At 44.2% G+C, this 20,328-nt stretch carries 13 protein-coding genes; 12 read left to right on the top strand and 1 reads right to left on the bottom strand.

The genetic code is table 11. The features are described 5' to 3' along the window. Nucleotides 1–4: 4 nt before the first annotated feature. Nucleotides 5–1,978: a sialate O-acetylesterase gene (locus tag VL121_RS03960; RefSeq protein ID WP_325402383.1), complete on the bottom strand. Its 1,974-nt coding sequence runs from the start codon at nucleotides 1,976–1,978 to the stop codon at nucleotides 5–7. Nucleotides 1,979–2,202: 224 nt separating this feature from the next. Here VL121_RS03960 and VL121_RS03955 point away from each other — a divergent pair, with 224 nt between their 5' ends. The 12 genes from VL121_RS03955 (at nucleotide 2,203) to flxB (ending at nucleotide 20,258) form a co-directional block, all read left to right on the top strand. Further along, nucleotides 2,203–3,048: a polysaccharide deacetylase family protein gene (locus tag VL121_RS03955; protein WP_325402381.1), complete on the top strand. Its 846-nt coding sequence runs from the start codon at nucleotides 2,203–2,205 to the stop codon at nucleotides 3,046–3,048. 398 nt (nucleotides 3,049–3,446) lie between these two features. After that, nucleotides 3,447–6,329 carry a TIM-barrel domain-containing protein gene (locus tag VL121_RS03950; protein ID WP_325402379.1) on the top strand — a complete coding sequence of 961 codons (2,883 nt, stop codon included), beginning with the start codon at nucleotides 3,447–3,449 and terminating at the stop codon, nucleotides 6,327–6,329. A gap of 30 nt (nucleotides 6,330–6,359) precedes the next feature. After that, on the top strand, nucleotides 6,360–9,533 hold the full coding sequence (locus tag VL121_RS03945) for a SusC/RagA family TonB-linked outer membrane protein (protein ID WP_325402377.1): 3,174 nt from the start codon (nucleotides 6,360–6,362) through the stop codon (nucleotides 9,531–9,533). A gap of 29 nt (nucleotides 9,534–9,562) precedes the next feature. After that, nucleotides 9,563–11,137: a RagB/SusD family nutrient uptake outer membrane protein gene (locus tag VL121_RS03940; protein WP_325402375.1), complete on the top strand. Its 1,575-nt coding sequence runs from the start codon at nucleotides 9,563–9,565 to the stop codon at nucleotides 11,135–11,137. A 19-nt stretch (nucleotides 11,138–11,156) separates the two neighbouring features. Then, nucleotides 11,157–12,221, top strand: coding sequence for an IPT/TIG domain-containing protein (locus tag VL121_RS03935; RefSeq protein WP_325402373.1), 1,065 nt, complete (start codon nucleotides 11,157–11,159; stop codon nucleotides 12,219–12,221). A 101-nt stretch (nucleotides 12,222–12,322) separates the two neighbouring features. Further along, the gene (locus VL121_RS03930) at nucleotides 12,323–14,068 is read left to right on the top strand and encodes an alpha-L-arabinofuranosidase (RefSeq protein WP_325402371.1); all 1,746 of its coding nucleotides are present in this window, start codon (nucleotides 12,323–12,325) and stop codon (nucleotides 14,066–14,068) included. 8 nt (nucleotides 14,069–14,076) lie between these two features. Continuing rightward, entirely contained in the window at nucleotides 14,077–14,421 is a 345-nt protein-coding gene (locus tag VL121_RS03925) for a cellulase N-terminal Ig-like domain-containing protein (RefSeq protein ID WP_325402368.1), read from the top strand. 184 nt (nucleotides 14,422–14,605) lie between these two features. After that, nucleotides 14,606–15,490 carry an ATP synthase F1 subunit gamma gene (gene atpG / locus VL121_RS03920; protein ID WP_325402366.1) on the top strand — a complete coding sequence of 295 codons (885 nt, stop codon included), beginning with the start codon at nucleotides 14,606–14,608 and terminating at the stop codon, nucleotides 15,488–15,490. Continuing rightward, the gene (gene scpB / locus VL121_RS03915; RefSeq protein WP_325402364.1) at nucleotides 15,491–16,360 is read left to right on the top strand and encodes an SMC-Scp complex subunit ScpB; all 870 of its coding nucleotides are present in this window, start codon (nucleotides 15,491–15,493) and stop codon (nucleotides 16,358–16,360) included. A 102-nt stretch (nucleotides 16,361–16,462) separates the two neighbouring features. Then, nucleotides 16,463–17,755, top strand: coding sequence for a flexirubin biosynthesis putative acyl-CoA ligase FlxY (flxY, locus tag VL121_RS03910; protein ID WP_325402362.1), 1,293 nt, complete (start codon nucleotides 16,463–16,465; stop codon nucleotides 17,753–17,755). 72 nt (nucleotides 17,756–17,827) lie between these two features. Beyond that, nucleotides 17,828–19,402 (top strand): flexirubin biosynthesis tyrosine ammonia-lyase FlxA, encoded by a 1,575-nt coding sequence (gene flxA, locus VL121_RS03905; RefSeq protein ID WP_325402360.1) that lies wholly within the window; start codon nucleotides 17,828–17,830, stop codon nucleotides 19,400–19,402. A 127-nt stretch (nucleotides 19,403–19,529) separates the two neighbouring features. Beyond that, a complete protein-coding gene (gene flxB / locus VL121_RS03900) occupies nucleotides 19,530–20,258 on the top strand; it encodes a flexirubin biosynthesis SDR family reductase FlxB (protein WP_325402358.1) in 729 nt (242 codons plus the stop codon). The last annotated feature ends 70 nt before the right edge of the window (nucleotides 20,259–20,328 follow it).

The following is a 20,328-nucleotide window of genomic DNA, read 5'->3' as shown; positions in this document are numbered from 1 at the left end:
ATCATTATTTGAATCGTGCTTCTTCGGTAATGCCTTTCCAGGTATCGGTACGAAAGGGCGCGGCAGGTAAGCCTTCCTTATTAAGGAGGTTCGCTTCCATATTGTCATCGGCCCAACCGTAGTGCACAGCTACAGGATCAGTCACCTCATCACTCCAAACCACCACTTTTCCATCACGGATTTCCGCTTTCGCCCAATGAAATATTTTGTCGGCGCCGGCTATTTCAAAACCCTGCAGGTAACCATATTTTCCTGAGGCCATTAACCCGCCACCCGTATTGCTGAAGCTAAGTGCCAGTTTACTGCCTTCCTTTTGCATGGATTGAAATTGAGGCCCCTGTGAAAGCATATTTTGCCCGTATGCTATTTTTAAAGCCTGGAGCGCCAGCCTTTTTCCTACATCCTGCTTGTTGGTGGGATGAATATCTTTTGGGTTACCAATATCATGAATAACGGCCATGCCTGTACGCGGCAACGCCTGCAAGGTGAGTGCCTGTGCTTCGCGTAATTCGGCCCAGCTACTCCCATTTTTGCTATTGCCGTTATTGGCGTTAAAGCTTGCCAACTGCACAAACAAAAAAGGGAATTCCTCCTTCCAGCGGTTACGCCAGTCGCTGATCATGAGCGGAAAGGATTTTCGGTACTGGTAGGCGCGCCCTGCATTGGATTCGCCCTGGTACCAGATGGCGCCCTGCATGGCATACGGAATAATGGGTGCAATCATAGCATTATACAGCAAGGTGCCGGCATCGTTAGGACCGGTAAACTGATTATTATCCGTTGAAGATTCTACCCGAAATTTCCATGTTCCGGCAAGCGATTGTTCATACGCGCCCCTGCTGATCTTTACATCTTCTTGCCTACCGGTAAAACCACCCCGCCCTCCAAAATCTTCAATGCGCACCGCGATGCTGTTTTTTCCCGTGCGCAATTGTGAGGGTTCCAGTACATAGATTCGTCCGGTTGCCGTTTTGCTGGAAGCACCACCCACTTTTACACCGTTTACATAAGTAGCATCCACATCATCAATGGTACCCAGCGATAGTGCCACACTTACACCGGTTAATGAATCAGGTAATATAAATTCGCGGCGAAACCAAACAGCTCCATCAAGATACTGCAGATCCCTGCGGTCGAAATTACCTGGCACTTCAATAGTTTTCCAGTCACTGTCATCAAAAGATACAGATGACCATGATTGCACTTCTCCTGCAGAGGGTAACCCGCCCTGCAGTTCATTAATGGCGTTAGTAAGTCTTGTTTTACGTTTTTCACCAAGTGCATCCATAGATAGCGGCATCGCGTTTACTACATCCGAAAACTCGTTAAAACTTTTCATGGCTTCTTTGCTGATCCATGTTTCTACAATGGTGCCGCCCCATGAAGTATTGATCAATCCAACAGGTATACCTAATTTCTTATAGAGATCCCTGGCAAAGAAATAACCCACTGCCGTAAACTGCCCGGTATTTTCGGGTGTTGCTGCTTTCCATTGCCCTTTCGAAAGATCGTCTTTGGGGGTTAAACTTATTTCTCTCGGCACCTCAAAATGACGGATCATCGGGTAATTGGCAGCACGTATTTCCTCTTCTGCGTTGTCAGATGCACTTACCGTCCATTGCATATTGGATTGACCGGAGCAAATCCATACCTCTCCAATCAATACATCATCGAGCGTAAGCACATTCTTTTTTCCTTTAACTACCAACTGGTAAGGGCCGCCCGCTTCAGCGGCATTCAGCCGAAGGATCCATTTCCCATCTTTGCCCGCTTTTATGGTTTTGGTTTGTTTTGTTATTCCACTGCCGCTTAGTTCAACGGTTACTTTTTCGCCGGCATCGGCCCAGCCCCAAACGGGTATGGGTTTGTGGCGCTGAAGTACCATGTGTGAATCAAAAATTTTGGGTAAGCGAACGTCTGCAATGGCCTGGTTAATACAAAGCAGGCATAAGAAAGAAAGGATCATTCTGAATGGCATAGCAAATAATTGAAGGCTAAAAATTAAAAATACAAATAAAAACAATCCCCATAAGGAGAATACCGGGGTTAAACGATACCTGTTTAAAACGTTTTAAATTGCGGGAGGTGGCATATGGGCCTGTTTCTTTGAAAATTGACCGCTGCCTCAGCACTTTTATCATTTGTTGCAACAAATTATTTATCTTTCCCTGCGAACCCCTATAATTATAAAACGCATACATCATGCAAACAAAAAGAATTTATTCCCTGCTATATTTCTGTATTGTTTTTTTGATTTGTAGTCAGATTTCATCTGCGCAGGAATCTGCATTTATTTGGCCCGAAGGCAAAAAGATGGCAATCAGCTTAAGCTTTGACGATGCCCGTGCAAGCCAGGTAGATACCGGAACGGGTTTATTAGATGCCTATAATGTAAAAGCTACTTTTTATGTGCAGCCTCCCACTGTAAAAAATCGCCTGGAAGGCTGGAAGAAAGCGGCAGCCGGCGGCCATGAGATCGGTAATCATTCTATCAGCCATCCCTGCTCCGGGAATTTTTTGTGGTCGAGGGAAAATGCACTGGAAGATTATACTTTGAAACAGATGCGGGGGCAACTGAAAGCAGCCAACAAGCAGATTGAGGAATTGCTGGGCGTAAAACCAGAGGTTTTTGCATACCCCTGCGGGCAAACATATGTGGGCCGCGGAAAAAATACTCAAAGCTATATCCCCCTGGTAGCCGATATTTTTATCAGTGGCAGGGGTTGGCTGGCAGAAAGTCCGAACGACCCTGCATTTTGCGATATGGCTCAACTCACCGGTATTGAAATGGATGGAAAAGACTTTGAAGATATTTTGCCCCTGATTAAATCAGCACAACAGGCAGGGCAATGGGTGGTACTTGCCGGTCATGAAATGGGGAATAGCGGCCCGCAAACCACGCGACTTGCTATGCTGAAAAAATTGATTGAATATGCACAGGATCCCGCCAATGAAATATGGATCGCACCGGTAGGAACGGTTGCGAAATACGTGAATGAACACAGGAAAGTTGCTGAATATGGTTCTGCTCCTACAATCTCTAAATGATCTTCCCAAAATAAAATAAGCCATTAATTCCAGCAGCCCGCAAGTGGGCTGATTTTAGTATACAATAGTTATTGTACAGAGCAAAGTGCGCCACGAATACACGAATAAGACTTTTCAGTTGGCTATCCATTCGTGCATTTGTGGCATATTAAGGAGTAGTGGCTTTTGTTGTACAGAAACACAGGCTGAAAAGAGGCATTTTCGGAGAGCTTTTATGCTTCATTAACATTTCATACCCCTCCTGTTATCAAATGATACCCCCCGTTAACATTTGCTACTCCTTTTATAAACATATGACTCCCCTTCTTCTGTTGTGCAGTGTATATTTTTGACCTGTTACATTTTCGTACTTAAACCATAAGGTTACGCCACGGAAAAGTATTAAACGATTGAAGACCATGACGACTGCCCGCACTATATTACGGATAACGCCTCTCCTTTATATTGTATTATTACTACTATTTACTTCCTGTACCCGGCATAAAATATTTACGCAAACAAAAGATGGCATAACAGTTAAAATAAAAAATACCACTACCGGTGCGCCCCAATGGATAAGATTACAGGCAGTTTCCCCCAAAATCATACGCGTTACCGCATCTGCAGATGATACATTCACCGCCGCGCAAAGCCTGATGATAGACAGCGGCTATCATACCGCCACGGAATGGACAGCCGAACAAATGGAAAATGAAGCGCTGCTTAAAACCAGCGAACTGGTGGCTTCTGTATCTTTTAATACAGGAGAAGTGATCTTTAAAGACAAGAACGGCAACATTATTTTGCAGGAGAAAACAGGAGGGGGGAAAGAAATCACCCCGGTAAGAATTGATGATAAACCATTATATCGCATCAGTCAGCAATTTGAGTCACCTGCAGGGGAAGCCTTTTATGGCCTGGGACAGCCCCAAACGGGCCACATTAATTATAAGGACGAGGATGTTGATCTCACCCAGTACAATTCTATTGTGGCAGTTCCTTTCTTACTGTCGAGCCGTAATTATGGCTTGTTATGGGATAATTATTCTATTACACATTTTGGAGATGACCGCGAAAAACAACAGGTATCTGCCCTGCTGTTAACCGGTAAAGATGGGCTATCCAAAGGACTAACGGCAACATATAGCAACAGGAAAGACAGCGCTCATATTTATGTGCAGCGGCAGGAAGATAAAATAGATTACAGCTTTCTTCCTTCCCTAAAAAACATGCCTGCAACGTTTCCCATGGAAAAAGGCAAAGTAACCTGGGAAGGATTTATTACACCGGATACTACCGGGGAACACAAATTTTATGTATCGGCATCAGGATATTTGAAAATATGGATAGACGGCTATTTATTATCCGATACCTGGCGTGAAGGATGGAACCCGGGCCCCTCCCAATTCCGTTACCTGCTCCAAAAAGGGCAAAAGCATGCTTTTAAAGCGGAATGGATACCCGAGTCAACGCAGGCGTTTTTTTCCCTGCAATGGCTAAGTCCCACGCCTCCTGCGCTGCATAATAAAATGACCTTATCGTCTGAAGCTGCTGAAAACATTGACTATTATTTTATTTGCGGCGCTAATGCCGATGAAGTGATTGGGGGTTACCGGCAGCTAACAGGTAAGGCTACCCTGCTTCCTGAATGGGCACTGGGTTTCTGGCAAAGCCGTGAACGGTATAAAACGGAGCAGGAAATTGAAAATACAGTAGCCGAATTCAGGAGAAGGAAGATTGGATTAGATAATATAGTATTAGACTGGAGCTACTGGAAGGAAGATGCCTGGGGCAGCCAGCAATTTGACAGGGAACGTTTTCCGGACGCAGCAGGTATGATCGGCAGATTGCATGAACGGTATAATACCCGCTTCATGATTTCCGTTTGGCCTAAATTTTATGAAGGCATTGAAAACTATAAAATTTTTGATAAGCAAAACTGGCTCTATAAGCAAAATATAAAAGATCAGCAGCGCGACTGGATAGGGAAAGGATATATATCTACTTTTTACGATGCTTTTAATCCCACCGCCCGGATGGGCTTCTGGAAACTTTTAGACAGCAGTCTTTTTATTAAAGGCGTTGACGCATGGTGGCTAGATGCTACCGAGCCCGATATTTTGTCGAACGCCACCATTGAAAAGCGGAAGCAACTGATGCAGCCCACCGCGTCCGGATCTTCCACACAATATTTTAATGGCTACCCGTTGCAAAACGCAAAAGGAATTTATGAAGGGCAGCGTTCTTCGCGCCCGAACCAAAGGGTATTCATTCTTACCCGCTCGGCCTATGCAGGTATGCAACGCTATGCCGCTGCCACCTGGAGTGGTGATATAGCGGCACGGTTCGATGAAATGGAACGGCAAATACCTGCGGGCATTAACTTCTCTTTATCAGGCTTACCTTACTGGACAAACGATATTGGCGGTTTTTTCGTGGAAGACAAATACGACAAACCACATCCTGCCGGAAATGCTTTGGAAGAATGGCGTGAATTAAATACACGCTGGTACCAGTTCGGTGCATTTTGTCCACTGTTTCGTTCCCATGGTCAGTACCCGTACCGCGAAATATTTAATATAGCTCCCGATGATCATCCCGCATACAAAAGCATGCTGTATTATAACCAGTTGCGTTACCGCCTCATGCCCTATATCTATTCGGTAGCAGGCAGCACTTATCATAACAACTATACGATGATGCGGGGGTTAATTATGGATTTTGGTACCGATGCCAATGTTAAAAATATAGGCAACCAGTATATGTTCGGACCTTCTTTGCTGGTAAACCCTGTATACACTTACAAAGCCACTTCCCGTTTAGTGTATTTACCCGCGGGGCAGGGCTGGTACGATTTGTATACAGGCGCCTACAGGGCAGGCGGGCAACAAATAACAGCCGTTGCACCCTATGAACGAATGCCGGTATTTGTAAAGGAAGGTTCTATCATACCTTTTGGTCCGCAAATTGAATTCACCGGGGAAAAACCGGCAGATGACATCACGCTATATGTTTACACCGGTAAGGATGGCAGCTTTACCCTGTACGAAGATGAAGCCGTTAATTATAATTACGAAAAAGGAAAGTATAGTAATATCCCCATTACCTATAATGAAGCCAACAAAACATTAACCATCGGCAAAAGAGAAGGTTCTTATAACGGTATGCTGAAGAACAGGCTGTTCAGAATTGTTTGGGTAACCAAAAACAAATCAACAGCACTGGATTTTTCATGGCCGGCGGATACCGCCATAGCCTATAATGGCAACGAACAAACGGTAACAATGAATGGTAAATTTTAAATTTTTTTATAAACCAATAATTGCAAGTATATGAAAAGAATCAAAACGATGAGAAAAGCGAAAGTCCTTATATGGACGGTTTTCTCATTACTACTGCTGATGAACCATGTGCATGCCCAGGAGGGTGCAAGAAAGATCAACGGAAGTGTTAAAGACGATAATGGGAACCCTCTTCCGGGTGTAACCGTGGAGGTGAAGGACACTAAATTGGTTACCGTAACAAACACTTCCGGCGTTTTCACCATCCAGGTGCCGGCTAATGCCAGAACGCTTGTATTAAGTTCCATTGGCATGCTCCGGAAAGAGGTAACCATTAATACCTCCGGTATCATGTCAGTAGTGCTGGAGCCTGTGTCGCAAAACCTGAATGAGGTGGTGGTTATTGGCTATGGAACTGCCAAAAGAACCAATGTAACTTCTTCTATTTCGTCAGTTAGCGCAAAAGACATTAAAGATCTGCCGGTTGCCGGTATTGACCAGGCATTGCAGGGGAAAGTAGCCGGCGTAACGGTTACCAACAACAGCGGTCAGCCGGGAGGAGGCGTATCTATTAAAGTACGTGGCGTTACCACCATTAACAGCAATGACCCTTTGATTGTAATTGATGGCGTTCCCTTTATCAGCAATACCAAATCAAACTCGGGATATGCAGGACTGGGTGGTTCAGACGGGCAAACAGGTAATAGTGTAATGGCCACTTTAAATCCCAACGACATTGAATCCATTGACGTACTGAAAGATGCCTCCGCACAATCTATTTATGGTTCGCAGGCAGCGAACGGGGTAATACTGATCACTACTAAAAAGGGAAAGTCGGGCGAAGGAAAATTAAATTATGATGTATACTACGGGCAATCCAATGTGGTTAAAAAATTAGATGTAATGAACCTGAGGGAGTTTGCGCAGTATCAAAATGAAGTGGCGCCCATTTTAGGGGCTACCCCTACGGAAGAATTTCAGGATCCAACTTTATTAGGAACGGGAACAGACTGGCAGGAAGCCATGTTTAGAACAGGGGAAGTACAAAACCACCAGTTGAGCTTTTCCGGTGGAAAAGACAAAACCAATTATTACCTGTCGTTAAATTATTTTGACCAGTCGGGGATACTGATCGGCTCCGATTTTAAACGTTATTCTACCCGGTTCAGCTTAGATCATCAGTTAAAGAACTGGATAAAGATAGGTGTAAGCGCCAATGCTTCAAGAAGTATACAAAATGTAACATTAGCCGATGCCGCGGAGGGAACTATTTGGTGGGGCGCCATTCAAAATCCTTTGATCCCCGTAAAAAATATTGACGGTACATGGGGTGGTGGCAATACCATTAGCGGTGTAAGATACGGCCAGGACAATCCTATAGCAAGAAGCAATATGCGAGGCAATAAATCTACCAACACGCAGGTGTTTGGGAATATTTATGCAGATATTCAATTCATAGAAGGATTAAACCTGAGAAATGAAATCTCCTACTCATTGGGCATGAACAATAACCTGGCTTACCAGTTAGCCGGCAATGTAGGCACAACAAGTTTACAAAGCCAGCTATTTGACAACAGGGGTAACAACTATTATTACGCTATCAGGAATTACCTGAACTATAATAAATATATAGGCAAACACAGCATAACAGCCACGGCAGGGCACGAAGCTCAATACTCGTATTATGAAGGACTTGCCGGCAAAAGAGTAAATCTGCAAAATAATATTTTGGATATTAATGCAGGCAGCAGCGATAAAACAACCTGGGAACTGAATGGTGGAAAAAGCCAATGGGCCATGGAATCGTATTTTGCAAGAGGTACTTATTCTTTCGATGACCGTTATTCATTATCGGTGAGCTTCAGAACAGACGGATCTTCCAATTTCGGCCCCAACAATAAATGGGGTTATTTCCCGGGCGCTTCCATTGGCTGGACCATCAGCAATGAAGGGTTTGCTGACGGTTTAAGTCCCGCTATTAATTTCCTCAAACTGAGGCTGGGCTACGGCGCTGTGGGCAATCAGAATCTTCCCTCCGGCGCTCAAAACCCTCCCTATACTTCGGCCATTGGTTTCTGGCCCGGTCCTGTTGGCTTTGGAAATTCAAGCTACCTGAACGGTATTGCCAATCCTGATTTAAGCTGGGAATCCGTAGTAACTAAAAATGCGGGTATAGATATTTCATTTTTAAATGGAAGAATTGACGCTACAGTAGACGTGTATAAAAAAACAACTACCGATATGCTGTTGTTCCTTACCGGTCCAAGGCTGATAGGCGTTGGCGATCAGTGGGATGATCTGAAAGCCCCGGTAGGTAACGTAGGACAAATGTCGAATACAGGTGTAGACCTGAGCATTACCAGCACCAATATTAAGACAAATAATTTTTCCTGGAAAACCAACCTGATCTATTCACAGTTTAAAAACAAGCTGGATAAAATGGCCAATTCAACAGCAGGCTTAACCGGGAAAGTGTATTATGATAATTATATCATTTCCTACACTAACCCTGGTTATGCAGTGGGTTCTTACTTTGGACTGGTAACAGACGGGTTGTTCCGTACGCAGCAGGACCTGGATAACAGCCTTCCGCAATTTGGTTATTCGGTAGATGAAAGCCATACCTGGCTGGGTGATATACGGTTTAAGGATGTAAGCGGCGCCGATGGTAAGCCTGACAATGTGATAAATGAAAAAGACATCACTTATATAGGAAGCCCACTTCCCAAATTCACTTATGGATTAACCAATACTTTCCAGTACAAAGATTTTGACGCTACTGTATTTATACAGGGAAGCTATGGTGCTAAAATATTCAATTTCCTGCGGTGGCAGTTAGAAAAAATGGACAATATCTATCATAACCAGCTACGTACCGTAATGGACAGGTATACAGATGCAAATACCGATGGCAAGCTGCCGCGGTTTGTGAGCGGACAGGTTAACAATGTGGCTATGTCTGACCGCTATGTGGAAAACGGTTCTTACCTGCGCATACAAAATATTACGCTGGGGTACAGGATACCTAAGGCACTTACGAACCGTGCTAAAATAAATAATATCAGGCTATACCTGTCTGCACAAAATCTCTGGACATTTTCAAAATACAGCGGGTATGATCCTGAAGTAGGAGCCTTCAATAATAATATCCGGTTAATGAATGTAGATGCGGGTCATTATCCTAATCCGCGTACCATTACGGTGGGTGCTAATATTGAACTGTAACCCGAATTTTAAAGATTAAATTTTTAGAGATGAAAAATAAAAAATTGTATGCCGTATTAGCCATCGTGATAATAACGGCATCGTGTAAAAAAGCATTTATTGAACGTTCGTCCCTTGATGGAACAACGCTGACTAATTATTATAATACAGCCGAAGAAGTGAGAAGTTTAACCAGTACGCTGTATGGACTCCCCTGGTCGGGCTATGAAAACCGCGCTATGGATGTCATTGGCGATGTGATGGCCGGCAATGAATATACCGGTGGGGGAAATGCCGATGATGCGCCATTCTTAAATTTCACCCTTGCTTCTACGGCCGTACGCGTTGCGGATGCCTGGAAAGTGTTTTATAAAATAGGCGGCTGGACAAGCGAGTATATGAAAGCCTTAGAGCAAAAGAAAGCTATGGGTGGTGATGCCTCCTTTATTGATCCGGCTATTGCCGAATGCCATTTTTTTAAAGGAACCGTTTATTTTTTTATTGCACGCATATGGGGTGATGCGCCTATTATCAACAACCCCGGGGAAACCGCTTTAGGCGGGCAATTTAATGTTCCCCGATATTTGAAAAAAGATGTTTTACAATTTGCACTCGAAGAATTAAAGCTGGCCGAAGCAGGTTTACCCGAAACAGATCCTGTTCCCGGAAGGCTGAATAAATATGCAGCCAAAGGCATGATGGCCAAACTATATTTATACCGTAAAGATTATGACAGTGCAAAAACAAAAGCGCTGGAAGTTATCCAATCCAACAAATACGACCTGGTGGAAGATTACGCCGGTATGTTTAATTCCAGCGCTAATAACAATAACAAAGAATCCATTTTTGCCGTACAGCACCAGCTTACGGGTAATCCGTGGGGTTCGGGTAATCAAAAAAATCCGGACAGGGGACCCGGGAATCTCCAAACGGATGAAGCTAATATGTGGGAATTATATCTTCCAACAATGGATATGCGAGAAGCGTATGAAACAGGCGACATCCGCCGCCAGGGCTCTATGATGGAACATGGCTGGAGCAAACCCGCATGGAAACCGCAAAACTCAAATGCTACCTATAATGCATTTATGGCTGGCGGCTATAAATATGACACCACGCAAACCGTAGGTGATGGCGGACAAAAAAATGATACCCGTTCCAATATTGCAAAATACGTTGTAGGCCCCGGCGCTAAATACGGCGGCGAAACAGTATTGGGAATGAATACCGGCATCAACACCATGATACTGCGCTATGCAGATGTATTACTGATCTACGCCGAAGCGGTGCTGGGAGACAACGCATCTACAACCGATACAGAAGCGCTTGCCGCGTTTAACAAAGTACGTGAGCGGGCACATGTGCCTGTTAAATCTTCTATTACCGCAGATGATATATTGCAGGAACGCCGTGTTGAATTCGCTTTTGAAGGCGATTACTGGTTTGATATTCAGCGACAGGGGTTTGCTAAGGCTAAAGCTATTATAAGCGCGCAAAACAGGGGCACAGCCGATTACCCTTCTTACATCACCGCATTCACGGAAAGCATGATGCACCTGCCCATACCCGCTGTAGAAGTGCTGCAGGATCCGGAATTAAGTAAAGATCCTGTACCCTATTATTAAAAAGCATAAAAATACTGATATGAAAAAAATATTTATTCACAAAATCCAGGTACTCGCCGTTATTGTTCTCACCATGGCCTGGACAATGAATGCATGTACAAAAGAAGACATGAAAGATGGCAGTCCGGATATAAAGCCGGGTAACCCGCAATTAGAAAATATTACACCTGCCAGCGGAGCACCAGGCACGCTTTTAACCCTTAAAGGCAGCGGTCTGGGTGATATGCGCAGCATTATCTTCGATAAAAACAGTGCACCTTCTTTGTTTCAGTCAACGCTAAATACGGAAACTGCTATTTTATTCAGGGTGCCGGATACAGCTACAAGAGGTACGCAAAACATTGTACTCACCAATAGCCAGGGCAAATCCTTAACGATCCCTTTTGAAGTAATACCGCTTGCGCTTGTTAATAATGCCTTTCCTGCTGAATTTGAATCCGGCTCTACCATTAAACTTACAGGCAATAATTTTGACCTTGTTACCAAAGTGGTTTTGGAAGGCACTACTGAGGAAGCAACCATCATTTCACAATCATTAAATGAAATGGTTATCCGGATGCCTGCTTCCGAAACAGAAAAAGCAAAGCTGGTTTTAACCACTAGCGGGGGCGACAAAGCCACAGATATCGTGTTTGTGAATGTAGATAAAGCAACGCAGATATTTACCAACGACTTTGTTAACCCGGCGCAAAGCTGGTCATGGGGTGGAACCTACTCAGCTTCTGCTGATGATTTTGTAACCGGAGGAAAAAGCCTGAAAGCAGCATACGATCCCGCAGGAACATGGGGTGGTTTGCAAATAGGCATGGGCTCGGAGCTACCTCTCCCGGCAGGAACCAAATATTTTACTTTTTGGGTTAAGGGAGCTGATGTGGAAAAAAAGGTAAAGCTTGAAATGAAAGGCAATAACTGGGCACTTACCGCACCGGCAAAAACATTAACTATACCGGCCGGTAAATGGACTTACTTTAAAGAAGAAACCGCCACTTTAATCCCTGGAATGAATTCAATAAGCGTTATTCTTTTCCAGATTAACGATGAGGGTAAAACATTGTATTTCGACAATATTATGTTTATTAAATAGTAACAAAATCGTTTGACACTACGCCTGTACAATAAGCAGCGGTAACCCTGAAAAGTTGCCGCTGCTTTATAAAGTATTGCATCATCCTTACAAATGAACGAATGAGTAAAGCCGTTATCATTTTTACTCTCCTGCTGCTCCTTCTTGCAGGCACAGGTATATTTTCCTGCAAAAAAAACAAATCACCTTCCGCCGATCCTGTTCCACCAACCGATACACTGGTAGTGGTTAAACCGGTGACGGATCCGCCTGCCGCTACTACTATGGGATTTTTTTTAGACGACTGGCAGGCTAAAACATTTACAGCACCAGCCTATACAGAAGTTACGCCCGTTACAGCAGTTACGAACAATATTATAACGGTAGACGCATCCGCCGTTATTACCAAAATACCACTTTCTATGTTCGGGCATAACGCCAATACCTGGATGACGCCCATGGTAACGGAGCCGCTGTTCATGAATCATATCACCAGCCTGCACCCGCATATTATTCGCTGGCCCGCTGGCAGCGGTAGCGATGTATACTTCTGGAACCAACCGCAGAACGCATTACCTCCGGATGTTCCTCAGCAGATAATGGATAAAGACGGCGCACTGAAAGATCCCGGGTATTGGTATGGCAAAAGCAACAACAACTGGAGCGCCAACCTCGACCAGTATTACGCCATGCTGCAGCAAAGCGGTAACCAGGGAATGATTACCGTTAATTATGGTTACGCCCGCTATGGAACCAGCAATGATCCCGTTGCGGCTGCTGCTCACCTTGCCGCCGACTGGGTACGCTACGATAACGGCCGTACGCAATACTGGGAAATTGGTAACGAAAATTACGGTGACTGGGAATGGGGGTATCGTATAGACCGCATTAAAAATAAAGACGGGCAGCCTGAATATGTAACCGGTAAATTATACGCGCAGCATTTTAAGGTGTTTGCAGATTCTATGCAAAAAGCCGCAACGGAAATGGGCAAAAAAATTTATATAGGGGCAACATTGGTGGAATCGCCCGCCGAAACATGGCAAACTAATACGGTAAAAACCTGGAACAGCAGCATGCTCCCTGAGTTGGGCGATCAGCACGATTTTTATGTGGTGCACAATTATTTTACAACCTATAACGCCAATTCCAATGCGGCTGAAGTACTGGGTGCAGCATACACCGTTCCTGCTAAAATGATGGATTTTGTATTGCAAACACTGCAAACGACAGGGGCCCCTGTGAAGCCCGTTGCATTAACCGAATGGAATATGTGGGCCAAAAATTCCAAACAGCAGGTGTCCAATACCAGCGGTGTTTTTGCTTTACTGATCATGGGGGAAGCCTTGAAAAATAAATATGGTATGGCAGCCCGCTGGGATCTGCTTAACGGATGGAGCAATGGCGATGATCATGGACTCTTTAGCGATGGCAACGAACCCGGTATTCCAAAATGGACGCCACGCCCTTCGTTCTATTATATGTATTTCTTTCAAAAAATGCTGGGCGACCGGTTCATACCGGTAAGCGTAAAAAATACTACAGCTATTGTACCATACGCATCCACCTATAGTTCCGGGCAGGTAAATATCACTTTGATCAATACCTCCGCCTCGCCGGTGACAACAGAAGTGAAAATAAATAATTTCAATACCGGCCATCGTTTTTACTGGTATAGCTTAGAAGGCAGTAATGACAACGGTGAATTTTCAGGAAAAGTTTTGGTTAACGGAAACGGACCTGAACAGGCTGCAGGCGGACCAGCCGATTATGCGTTGTTAAAAGCCTATTCCGCAACAACATTGAATGGTATTAAAATTACAGTGCCTCCATTAGGCGCGGTATGTATAGTAGCGGATAAAAAATAAAAACGTTTATGAAAATTACAGCGGTATTTCTATTCATTGTATTTATATCGTGGAGCTGCATTTTACAGTCCCAGCCATTAACCGGCATACAGCTTAACCAGGATGGATTTTACACGCATGCATCTAAAATAGCAGTGGTTACAAGCCCCGTTGAATCCAATATGTTCTACCTGTTGTCTGTCAATAAAAAAGATACCTTATATAAAGGGATGCTGTCAGCTCCAGAAACTTCGGCTTACTCTTCCACTACAGCACGCATAGCAGATTTTTCAGCATTCACCACCGCCGGAAAATATGTATTGTTTGTACAGGATGCAGGTATCAGGTTTCGGGTGTCAGGTATCAGGCAATAGGTTGCAGGCACCACGCACTACTCACTGGTTTACTTCCAGCCACCCCTGCAACCTGCAACTTGTTTCTCCCTATGGTTTTTTCACCCAATTCAAATACCTTTGCGGTCATTTTGGAATAACCTGTAAAGAATAACGGGTTGTTGTTCAATTAACTAATTATCAATCAACTACTTAACTTTTTAATATGGCCGGCGCCTTAAAAGAAGTTCGCAACCGGATCAAATCCGTTCAAAGCACGCAGCAAATAACCAAAGCCATGAAAATGGTGAGTGCCGCAAAATTACGCCGCGCCCAGGATGCTATTATTCAGATGCGTCCCTATGCCAAAAAGCTGCAGGAAATGCTCAGTAATATAGTCAGTAATACGGATGGCGATAGCAGCGGGGATCTGGCTGCAGAACGGCCGGTTGAAAAAGTGTTACTGATCGTAATTTCCTCCGACCGCGGTTTATGCGGCGCCTATAATGCCAATGTTATTAAACTTGCCCGTTCAGTAGCGCAGGAAAAATATGCCGCGCAAACGGCTAAAAGTAATATCACTATTTGGCCGGTAGGGAAAAAAGCGTTTGATTTTTTTCAGAGAGAAAGTTTTGCAGTAAATCCCGCTTACAAAGATGTATTACAGCATATTTCATTTGAACATATTCAGCAGGTAGCTCAGGCTGCTATAGAAGCTTTTGCAAAAAAAGAATTTGATGTAGTAGAAGTGATCTATAGCGAATTCAGGAATGCGGCTACACAGCGTTTTACGGTAGAAAGATTTTTGCCTATCCCGAAAGCGGAAAATAAAGACGGCAAAACAACAAAAGCAGATTTTATTTTTGAGCCGGGCAAAGAAATTCTCATTGCGGAACTGATGCCTAAAATATTGAATACCCAGTTGTATAAAGCGGTTCTTGATGCCAATGCCAGCGAACACGGGGCAAGGATGACGGCAATGGATAAGGCCAGTGAAAACGCGAACGAACTGCTGAAAGATCTTCGTATTTCTTATAACCGGGCAAGACAGGCTGCTATTACCACCGAGCTTACCGAAATAGTAAGTGGAGCGGCGGCTTTACAGGGATAGATGGAAATATCACAAATTATATTACATATAGAGGCGCTGATATTTTCCAGCGAAAAGCCACTGACCAGTTTGGAGCTGGTTGAGCTGGTGAATAATGCGCTGGGATTTATTGAAGACCGGGCCACCTTAGACCAGGTAGAAGCAGCCATTGAGGGGATAAGAGAAAAATATGCCACGGAATTTTATCCTTTTGAAGTACGGCAAAGCGGTGGCGGATGGCAATTTCTGACCAAGGGCGGTTTTCATAAAACCATTGCCCAGTTAAATGGTGACAAGTTTTTAAAGCGGTTATCAGCCGCTGCCATGGAAGCCCTGGCCATTATCGCGTATAAGCAGCCCATCACCAAAGGTGAAGTAGAATCTATACGGGGCGTTAATTGCGATTACGTGATACAGAAATTACTGGAAAAAGAATTGGTGGTAATTACAGGCCGGAATGAAGCATTACCCGGAAAGCCTTTGATATATGCCACATCGCGTTCCTTCATGGATTATTTTGGTATTAATTCAGCCGAAGATCTTCCCCGTATAAAGGAAATACTGGCCGACCAGGTGGTAGAGCCTACATTGGTAAATGCCCGTCATTTTGAAGTGGAAGCAGAAAGCAATTTAGTGGTAGCCGAAAATGGAGCGCTGCTGCAGCATGCTACCTTAACAATTGAAGGATCTGGTGAGCCTGCTATAGAAGAGGATGAGTTACCCGCCACTGAAGAGGAAAATAGAGCTAACGAAGATGCGGGATTGAATGATGATGATACGTTAACAAATGACGAGGATACACCCGGAGCCGGATTACCCGAAGACACGCCGGATACTGCAGCTTCCTCCCGTGAAGAAGATGAGGATGAAGAAAGGAATGATCTGCAATAAATAGCATCTGTAAATAGCTTCTGTTTATGGCTTCCGGTTTATTTCTCCTCAAAAATCTTAATTTAGCGCCCTGGTTAGCCAAACATTGTTGAAAATTCGCGCATGTCCTATTCATCCCCAACCTCCTTTCAGTTAAAGCACACTATACAGGCTGTACAGGAAAAAAAACTACAGGAGTTATTACAATACCTTCAGCAAAGGTCTCCCTTTTATAAAGAACTATTCGCTGCACATCATATTAATGTAAAGCAGATCGGGTCAATAGCCGGTATGGCTCATATTCCCACAACAACAAAAGAAGACCTGCAGCAGCGCAATGATGATTTTCTTTGCGTAAGCCGTGATAAAATCATTGAATATACCTCTACCTCGGGTACACTGGGCAGCCCGGTTACCGTTGCGCTAACCGAAAACGACCTGCAGCGCCTGGCATACAATGAGTATGCTTCTTTTGTTTGCGCCGATGGAAAAGCAACCGATGTATACCAGTTGATGCTTACGCTCGACAGGCAATTCATGGCCGGCATGGCCTATTATTCTGGCATCCGCAAATTAGGCGCCGGCATTATACGCGTGGGGCCGGGCGTACCTTCCCTGCAATGGGAAACCATATTCCGGTTACAGCCAACGGCCATCGTGGGTGTTCCTTCCTTTATATTGAAATTAATTCATTATGCCGCGGAACAGGGCATTGATATCAATAGCAGTTCAGTAAAAAAAGCAATTTGCATTGGCGAAAATATAAGGAATACCGATTTTTCATTGAATGTATTAGGTAAAAAAATAACTGAAGCATGGAAAATTAACTTATATTCTACCTATGCGTCCACTGAAATGCAAACCGCGTTTACCGAATGCGGCGCGGGTAAAGGCGGTCATCATAACCCCGAACTGGTAATAGCAGAATTATTAGATGAAAATAACCGGCAGGTGCCTCCGGGTGTGCAGGGCGAGGTAACCATTACCACACTGGGTGTGGAAGCTATGCCGCTGCTGCGCTATAAAACAGGCGATATGTGCATGTTTTTTGAAGAACCCTGTAGTTGTGGAAGAAATACCATCAGGCTGTCTCCTGTTATCGGGCGAAAAAAACAAATGATCAAATTCAAGGGCACAACGCTTTTTGCCCCTGCCTTGTTTGATTTGCTGAATGGAATGGAAGATGTAAAGGATTATGTGGCAGAAGTATATTCCAATGAAATAGGAACAGATGAAGTAATGCTGCACCTGTTGCCGGTACGCTATAGCGAAGCATGCGATCATAAAATACGGGCCTACCTCCAGGCTAAGCTCCGGGTAACACCGCATATTAAATACATTACCGCGGAAGAGATGCAGGGTATGCAATTCCCGGAAGCGGGGAGGAAGGCGGTGAAGTTTATAGACAGGCGGTGAATAAAAATTTGATACATTTACCAATATTTATTTTTTTTGCGGTCGCGAGTACTTTAAAATAATCTTCGGGCAATGATAAATGTAGGTGGCAGAACGCTTTCTTTGGAAGACTTTTCTGAGATCATATGTAATAACGGAAAAATTAATTTAAACAGCCTGGCGCTTGAAAAGATGGAAGCCGGCTTTCATTTTCTCACGCACTTCTCGGATCAGAAGCTTATTTATGGCATCAATACGGGTTTTGGACCCATGGCGCAATACAAGGTAAGCACCGAAAATGTGCTGCAACTCCAGTACAATCTTATCCGCAGCCACAGCTCCGGCAGCGGCAAATACCTTGCTCCGGAACTGGTAAAAGCACTGATGCTGGCCCGGTTGAACAGTTTAATGCAGGGTTATTCCGGCGTGCATACAGATGTAGCCGTAGTACTTAAAGAGCTCATCAATAATAATATTACGCCCTGCATTTTTGAGCATGGCGGTGTGGGCGCCAGTGGCGATCTTATTCAGTTGGCGCACCTGGCATTAGTGCTTATCGGGGAAGGCGAAGTGATTGTAAACGGTGAGCCCCGGCCTACAGCCGAAGTATTAAAACAATTCAACATTACGCCGCTGCGTGTGCATATCAGGGAAGGGCTTGCCATTTTAAACGGCACTTCGGCCATGACGGGCATCGGGCTGCTGAATATTATACAGGCCAAAAAACTATTGCAATACGCGGTCATGCTTTCTGCAATGACCAATGAAGTAGTGGAGGCATACGATGATCACTTTTCATATGAGCTGAATATCGTAAAAAAGCACCGGGGGCAAAACAACGTGGCCGCTATGCTGCGGGATGTATTAAAAGACAGCAAACTCATTCGCAGCCGTTCCGAATATTTGTATAACCCTGATAACATCAGGCATGATGTTTTTGAAGATAAAGTGCAGGAGTACTATTCGCTCCGCTGTGTTACCCAGGTGCTGGGCCCAATTTTAGATACCATTGAGCAGGCGGAAAAAGTGGTAGTGGATGAACTCAATTCGGTAAATGATAACCCGGTAATTGATCACGAAAATCATAATATTTTTCATGGCGGTAATTTTCATGGCGACTATGTATCGCTGGAGATGGATAAGCTGAAAACTGCCGTTACAAAACTGTCTATGCTCTCTGAACGTCAATTGAATTATTTGCTGAACAATAAGCTCAATGAAAAATTCCCGCCCTTTGTAAACCTGGGTGTGCTTGGATTAAATTTCGGCATGCAGGGTATGCAGTTTACCGCTACTTCTACCGTGGCAGAAAATCAAACGCTTTCTTTTCCCATGTATGTGCACAGCATTCCTAATAATAATGATAACCAGGATATTGTAAGCATGGGTTGTAACGCGGCGCTGATGACAAAAAAAGTAATTGAAAACGCTTTTGAAGTGCTTGCCATACAAATGATTACCGTGCTGCAGGCAATTGATTATGCAGAGTGTGCTGAAAAATTATCTCCTGCAACAAAGGAAATGTATACCACGGTCAGAAAAATATTTCCCAAATTCATTGACGATAAACCCCGTTACCGGGAACTGGAACAGGTAATAACTTATTTCCGTCAAAATCCTGTCGTCTTTTTTGAAACGCATCTTACAGAACAGGCTGCAATCCATTAGCCTTTCATTCAAATACAGTATTTTACAACAAATTTATACGGATGAAACGGAGCATGGTAAATTTTCTCACATTGGGTAATACATATGCGAAGTTACTTCCAGCCATTAAAGAATAAAACAGGTACGAATGAAATGTGCATTAGTTACAGGCGGATCAAGAGGTATTGGCAGGGCTATTTGCATAAAGCTGGCGGCTATGGGCTACCATGTGCTTATTAATTATAAAGGTAACCTGGAAGCGGCCGAAATAACGCTTGCATTGCTTCGTGAAAAAGGGGGAAACGGTGAATTACTGCAATTTGATGTGGGCAATAAGGAAGAGGTAACAGGGGCATTGGGCGGATGGATAGCGCAAAATCCGGAAAACAGGATAGAAGTGCTGGTAAACAATGCAGGGGTAAAAGAAGATGTGTTATTGATGTGGATGAAAGACGAGCAGTGGAGCAATGTGATTAACACCAGCCTGAACGGATTTTTTTATGTTACAAAGCTGGTATTGCAGGATATGCTGATGCAGAAATACGGAAGGATTATCAATATCGTTTCATTGTCGGGGCTAAAAGGCTTGCCCGGACAAACCAATTACTCGGCTGCCAAAGGTGGTGTAATTGCGGCAACCAAAGCGCTGGCGCAGGAAGTGGGCAGAAGAAATATTACGGTTAACGCCATAGCGCCGGGATTTATTAAAACCGATATGACGGAAGGATTAGATGAGAAGCAATTGCGCTCTCTGATACCGGTAAGCCGCTTTGGCGAGCCCGAAGAAGTGGCCCATGCGGTAGGCTTTTTCGCATCTGCGGAATCTTCCTATATTACAGGCGAAGTATTATCTATAAACGGGGGAATGTATTCGTAGAAGATTTAAAATTTGAGATGCTGGGAGCTCAAAGCCCAGGGCTGATAGCTAAAAGCTGAACGCCAAATAA

This window comes from Agriterribacter sp. (genome assembly GCF_035497235.1).
In the GTDB taxonomy this organism is placed as follows: domain Bacteria; phylum Bacteroidota; class Bacteroidia; order Chitinophagales; family Chitinophagaceae; genus Agriterribacter.
Note: the sequence above shows the minus strand (reverse complement) of the source record. Positions and strands in the feature narration are given on the sequence as shown.

What these genes read in the sequence shown, in the direction of transcription:
- VL121_RS03960 (WP_325402383.1), bottom strand. Translation starts at nt 1,978, where the DNA reads ATGCCATTCAGAATGATCCTTTCTTTCTTATGCCTGCTTTGTATTAAC.
- VL121_RS03955 (WP_325402381.1), top strand. Translation starts at nt 2,203, where the DNA reads ATGCAAACAAAAAGAATTTATTCCCTGCTATATTTCTGTATTGTTTTT.
- VL121_RS03950 (WP_325402379.1), top strand. Translation starts at nt 3,447, where the DNA reads ATGACGACTGCCCGCACTATATTACGGATAACGCCTCTCCTTTATATT.
- VL121_RS03945 (WP_325402377.1), top strand. Translation starts at nt 6,360, where the DNA reads ATGAAAAGAATCAAAACGATGAGAAAAGCGAAAGTCCTTATATGGACG.
- VL121_RS03940 (WP_325402375.1), top strand. Translation starts at nt 9,563, where the DNA reads ATGAAAAATAAAAAATTGTATGCCGTATTAGCCATCGTGATAATAACG.
- VL121_RS03935 (WP_325402373.1), top strand. Translation starts at nt 11,157, where the DNA reads ATGAAAAAAATATTTATTCACAAAATCCAGGTACTCGCCGTTATTGTT.
- VL121_RS03930 (WP_325402371.1), top strand. Translation starts at nt 12,323, where the DNA reads ATGAGTAAAGCCGTTATCATTTTTACTCTCCTGCTGCTCCTTCTTGCA.
- VL121_RS03925 (WP_325402368.1), top strand. Translation starts at nt 14,077, where the DNA reads ATGAAAATTACAGCGGTATTTCTATTCATTGTATTTATATCGTGGAGC.
- atpG (WP_325402366.1), top strand. Translation starts at nt 14,606, where the DNA reads ATGGCCGGCGCCTTAAAAGAAGTTCGCAACCGGATCAAATCCGTTCAA.
- scpB (WP_325402364.1), top strand. Translation starts at nt 15,491, where the DNA reads ATGGAAATATCACAAATTATATTACATATAGAGGCGCTGATATTTTCC.
- flxY (WP_325402362.1), top strand. Translation starts at nt 16,463, where the DNA reads ATGTCCTATTCATCCCCAACCTCCTTTCAGTTAAAGCACACTATACAG.
- flxA (WP_325402360.1), top strand. Translation starts at nt 17,828, where the DNA reads ATGATAAATGTAGGTGGCAGAACGCTTTCTTTGGAAGACTTTTCTGAG.
- flxB (WP_325402358.1), top strand. Translation starts at nt 19,530, where the DNA reads ATGAAATGTGCATTAGTTACAGGCGGATCAAGAGGTATTGGCAGGGCT.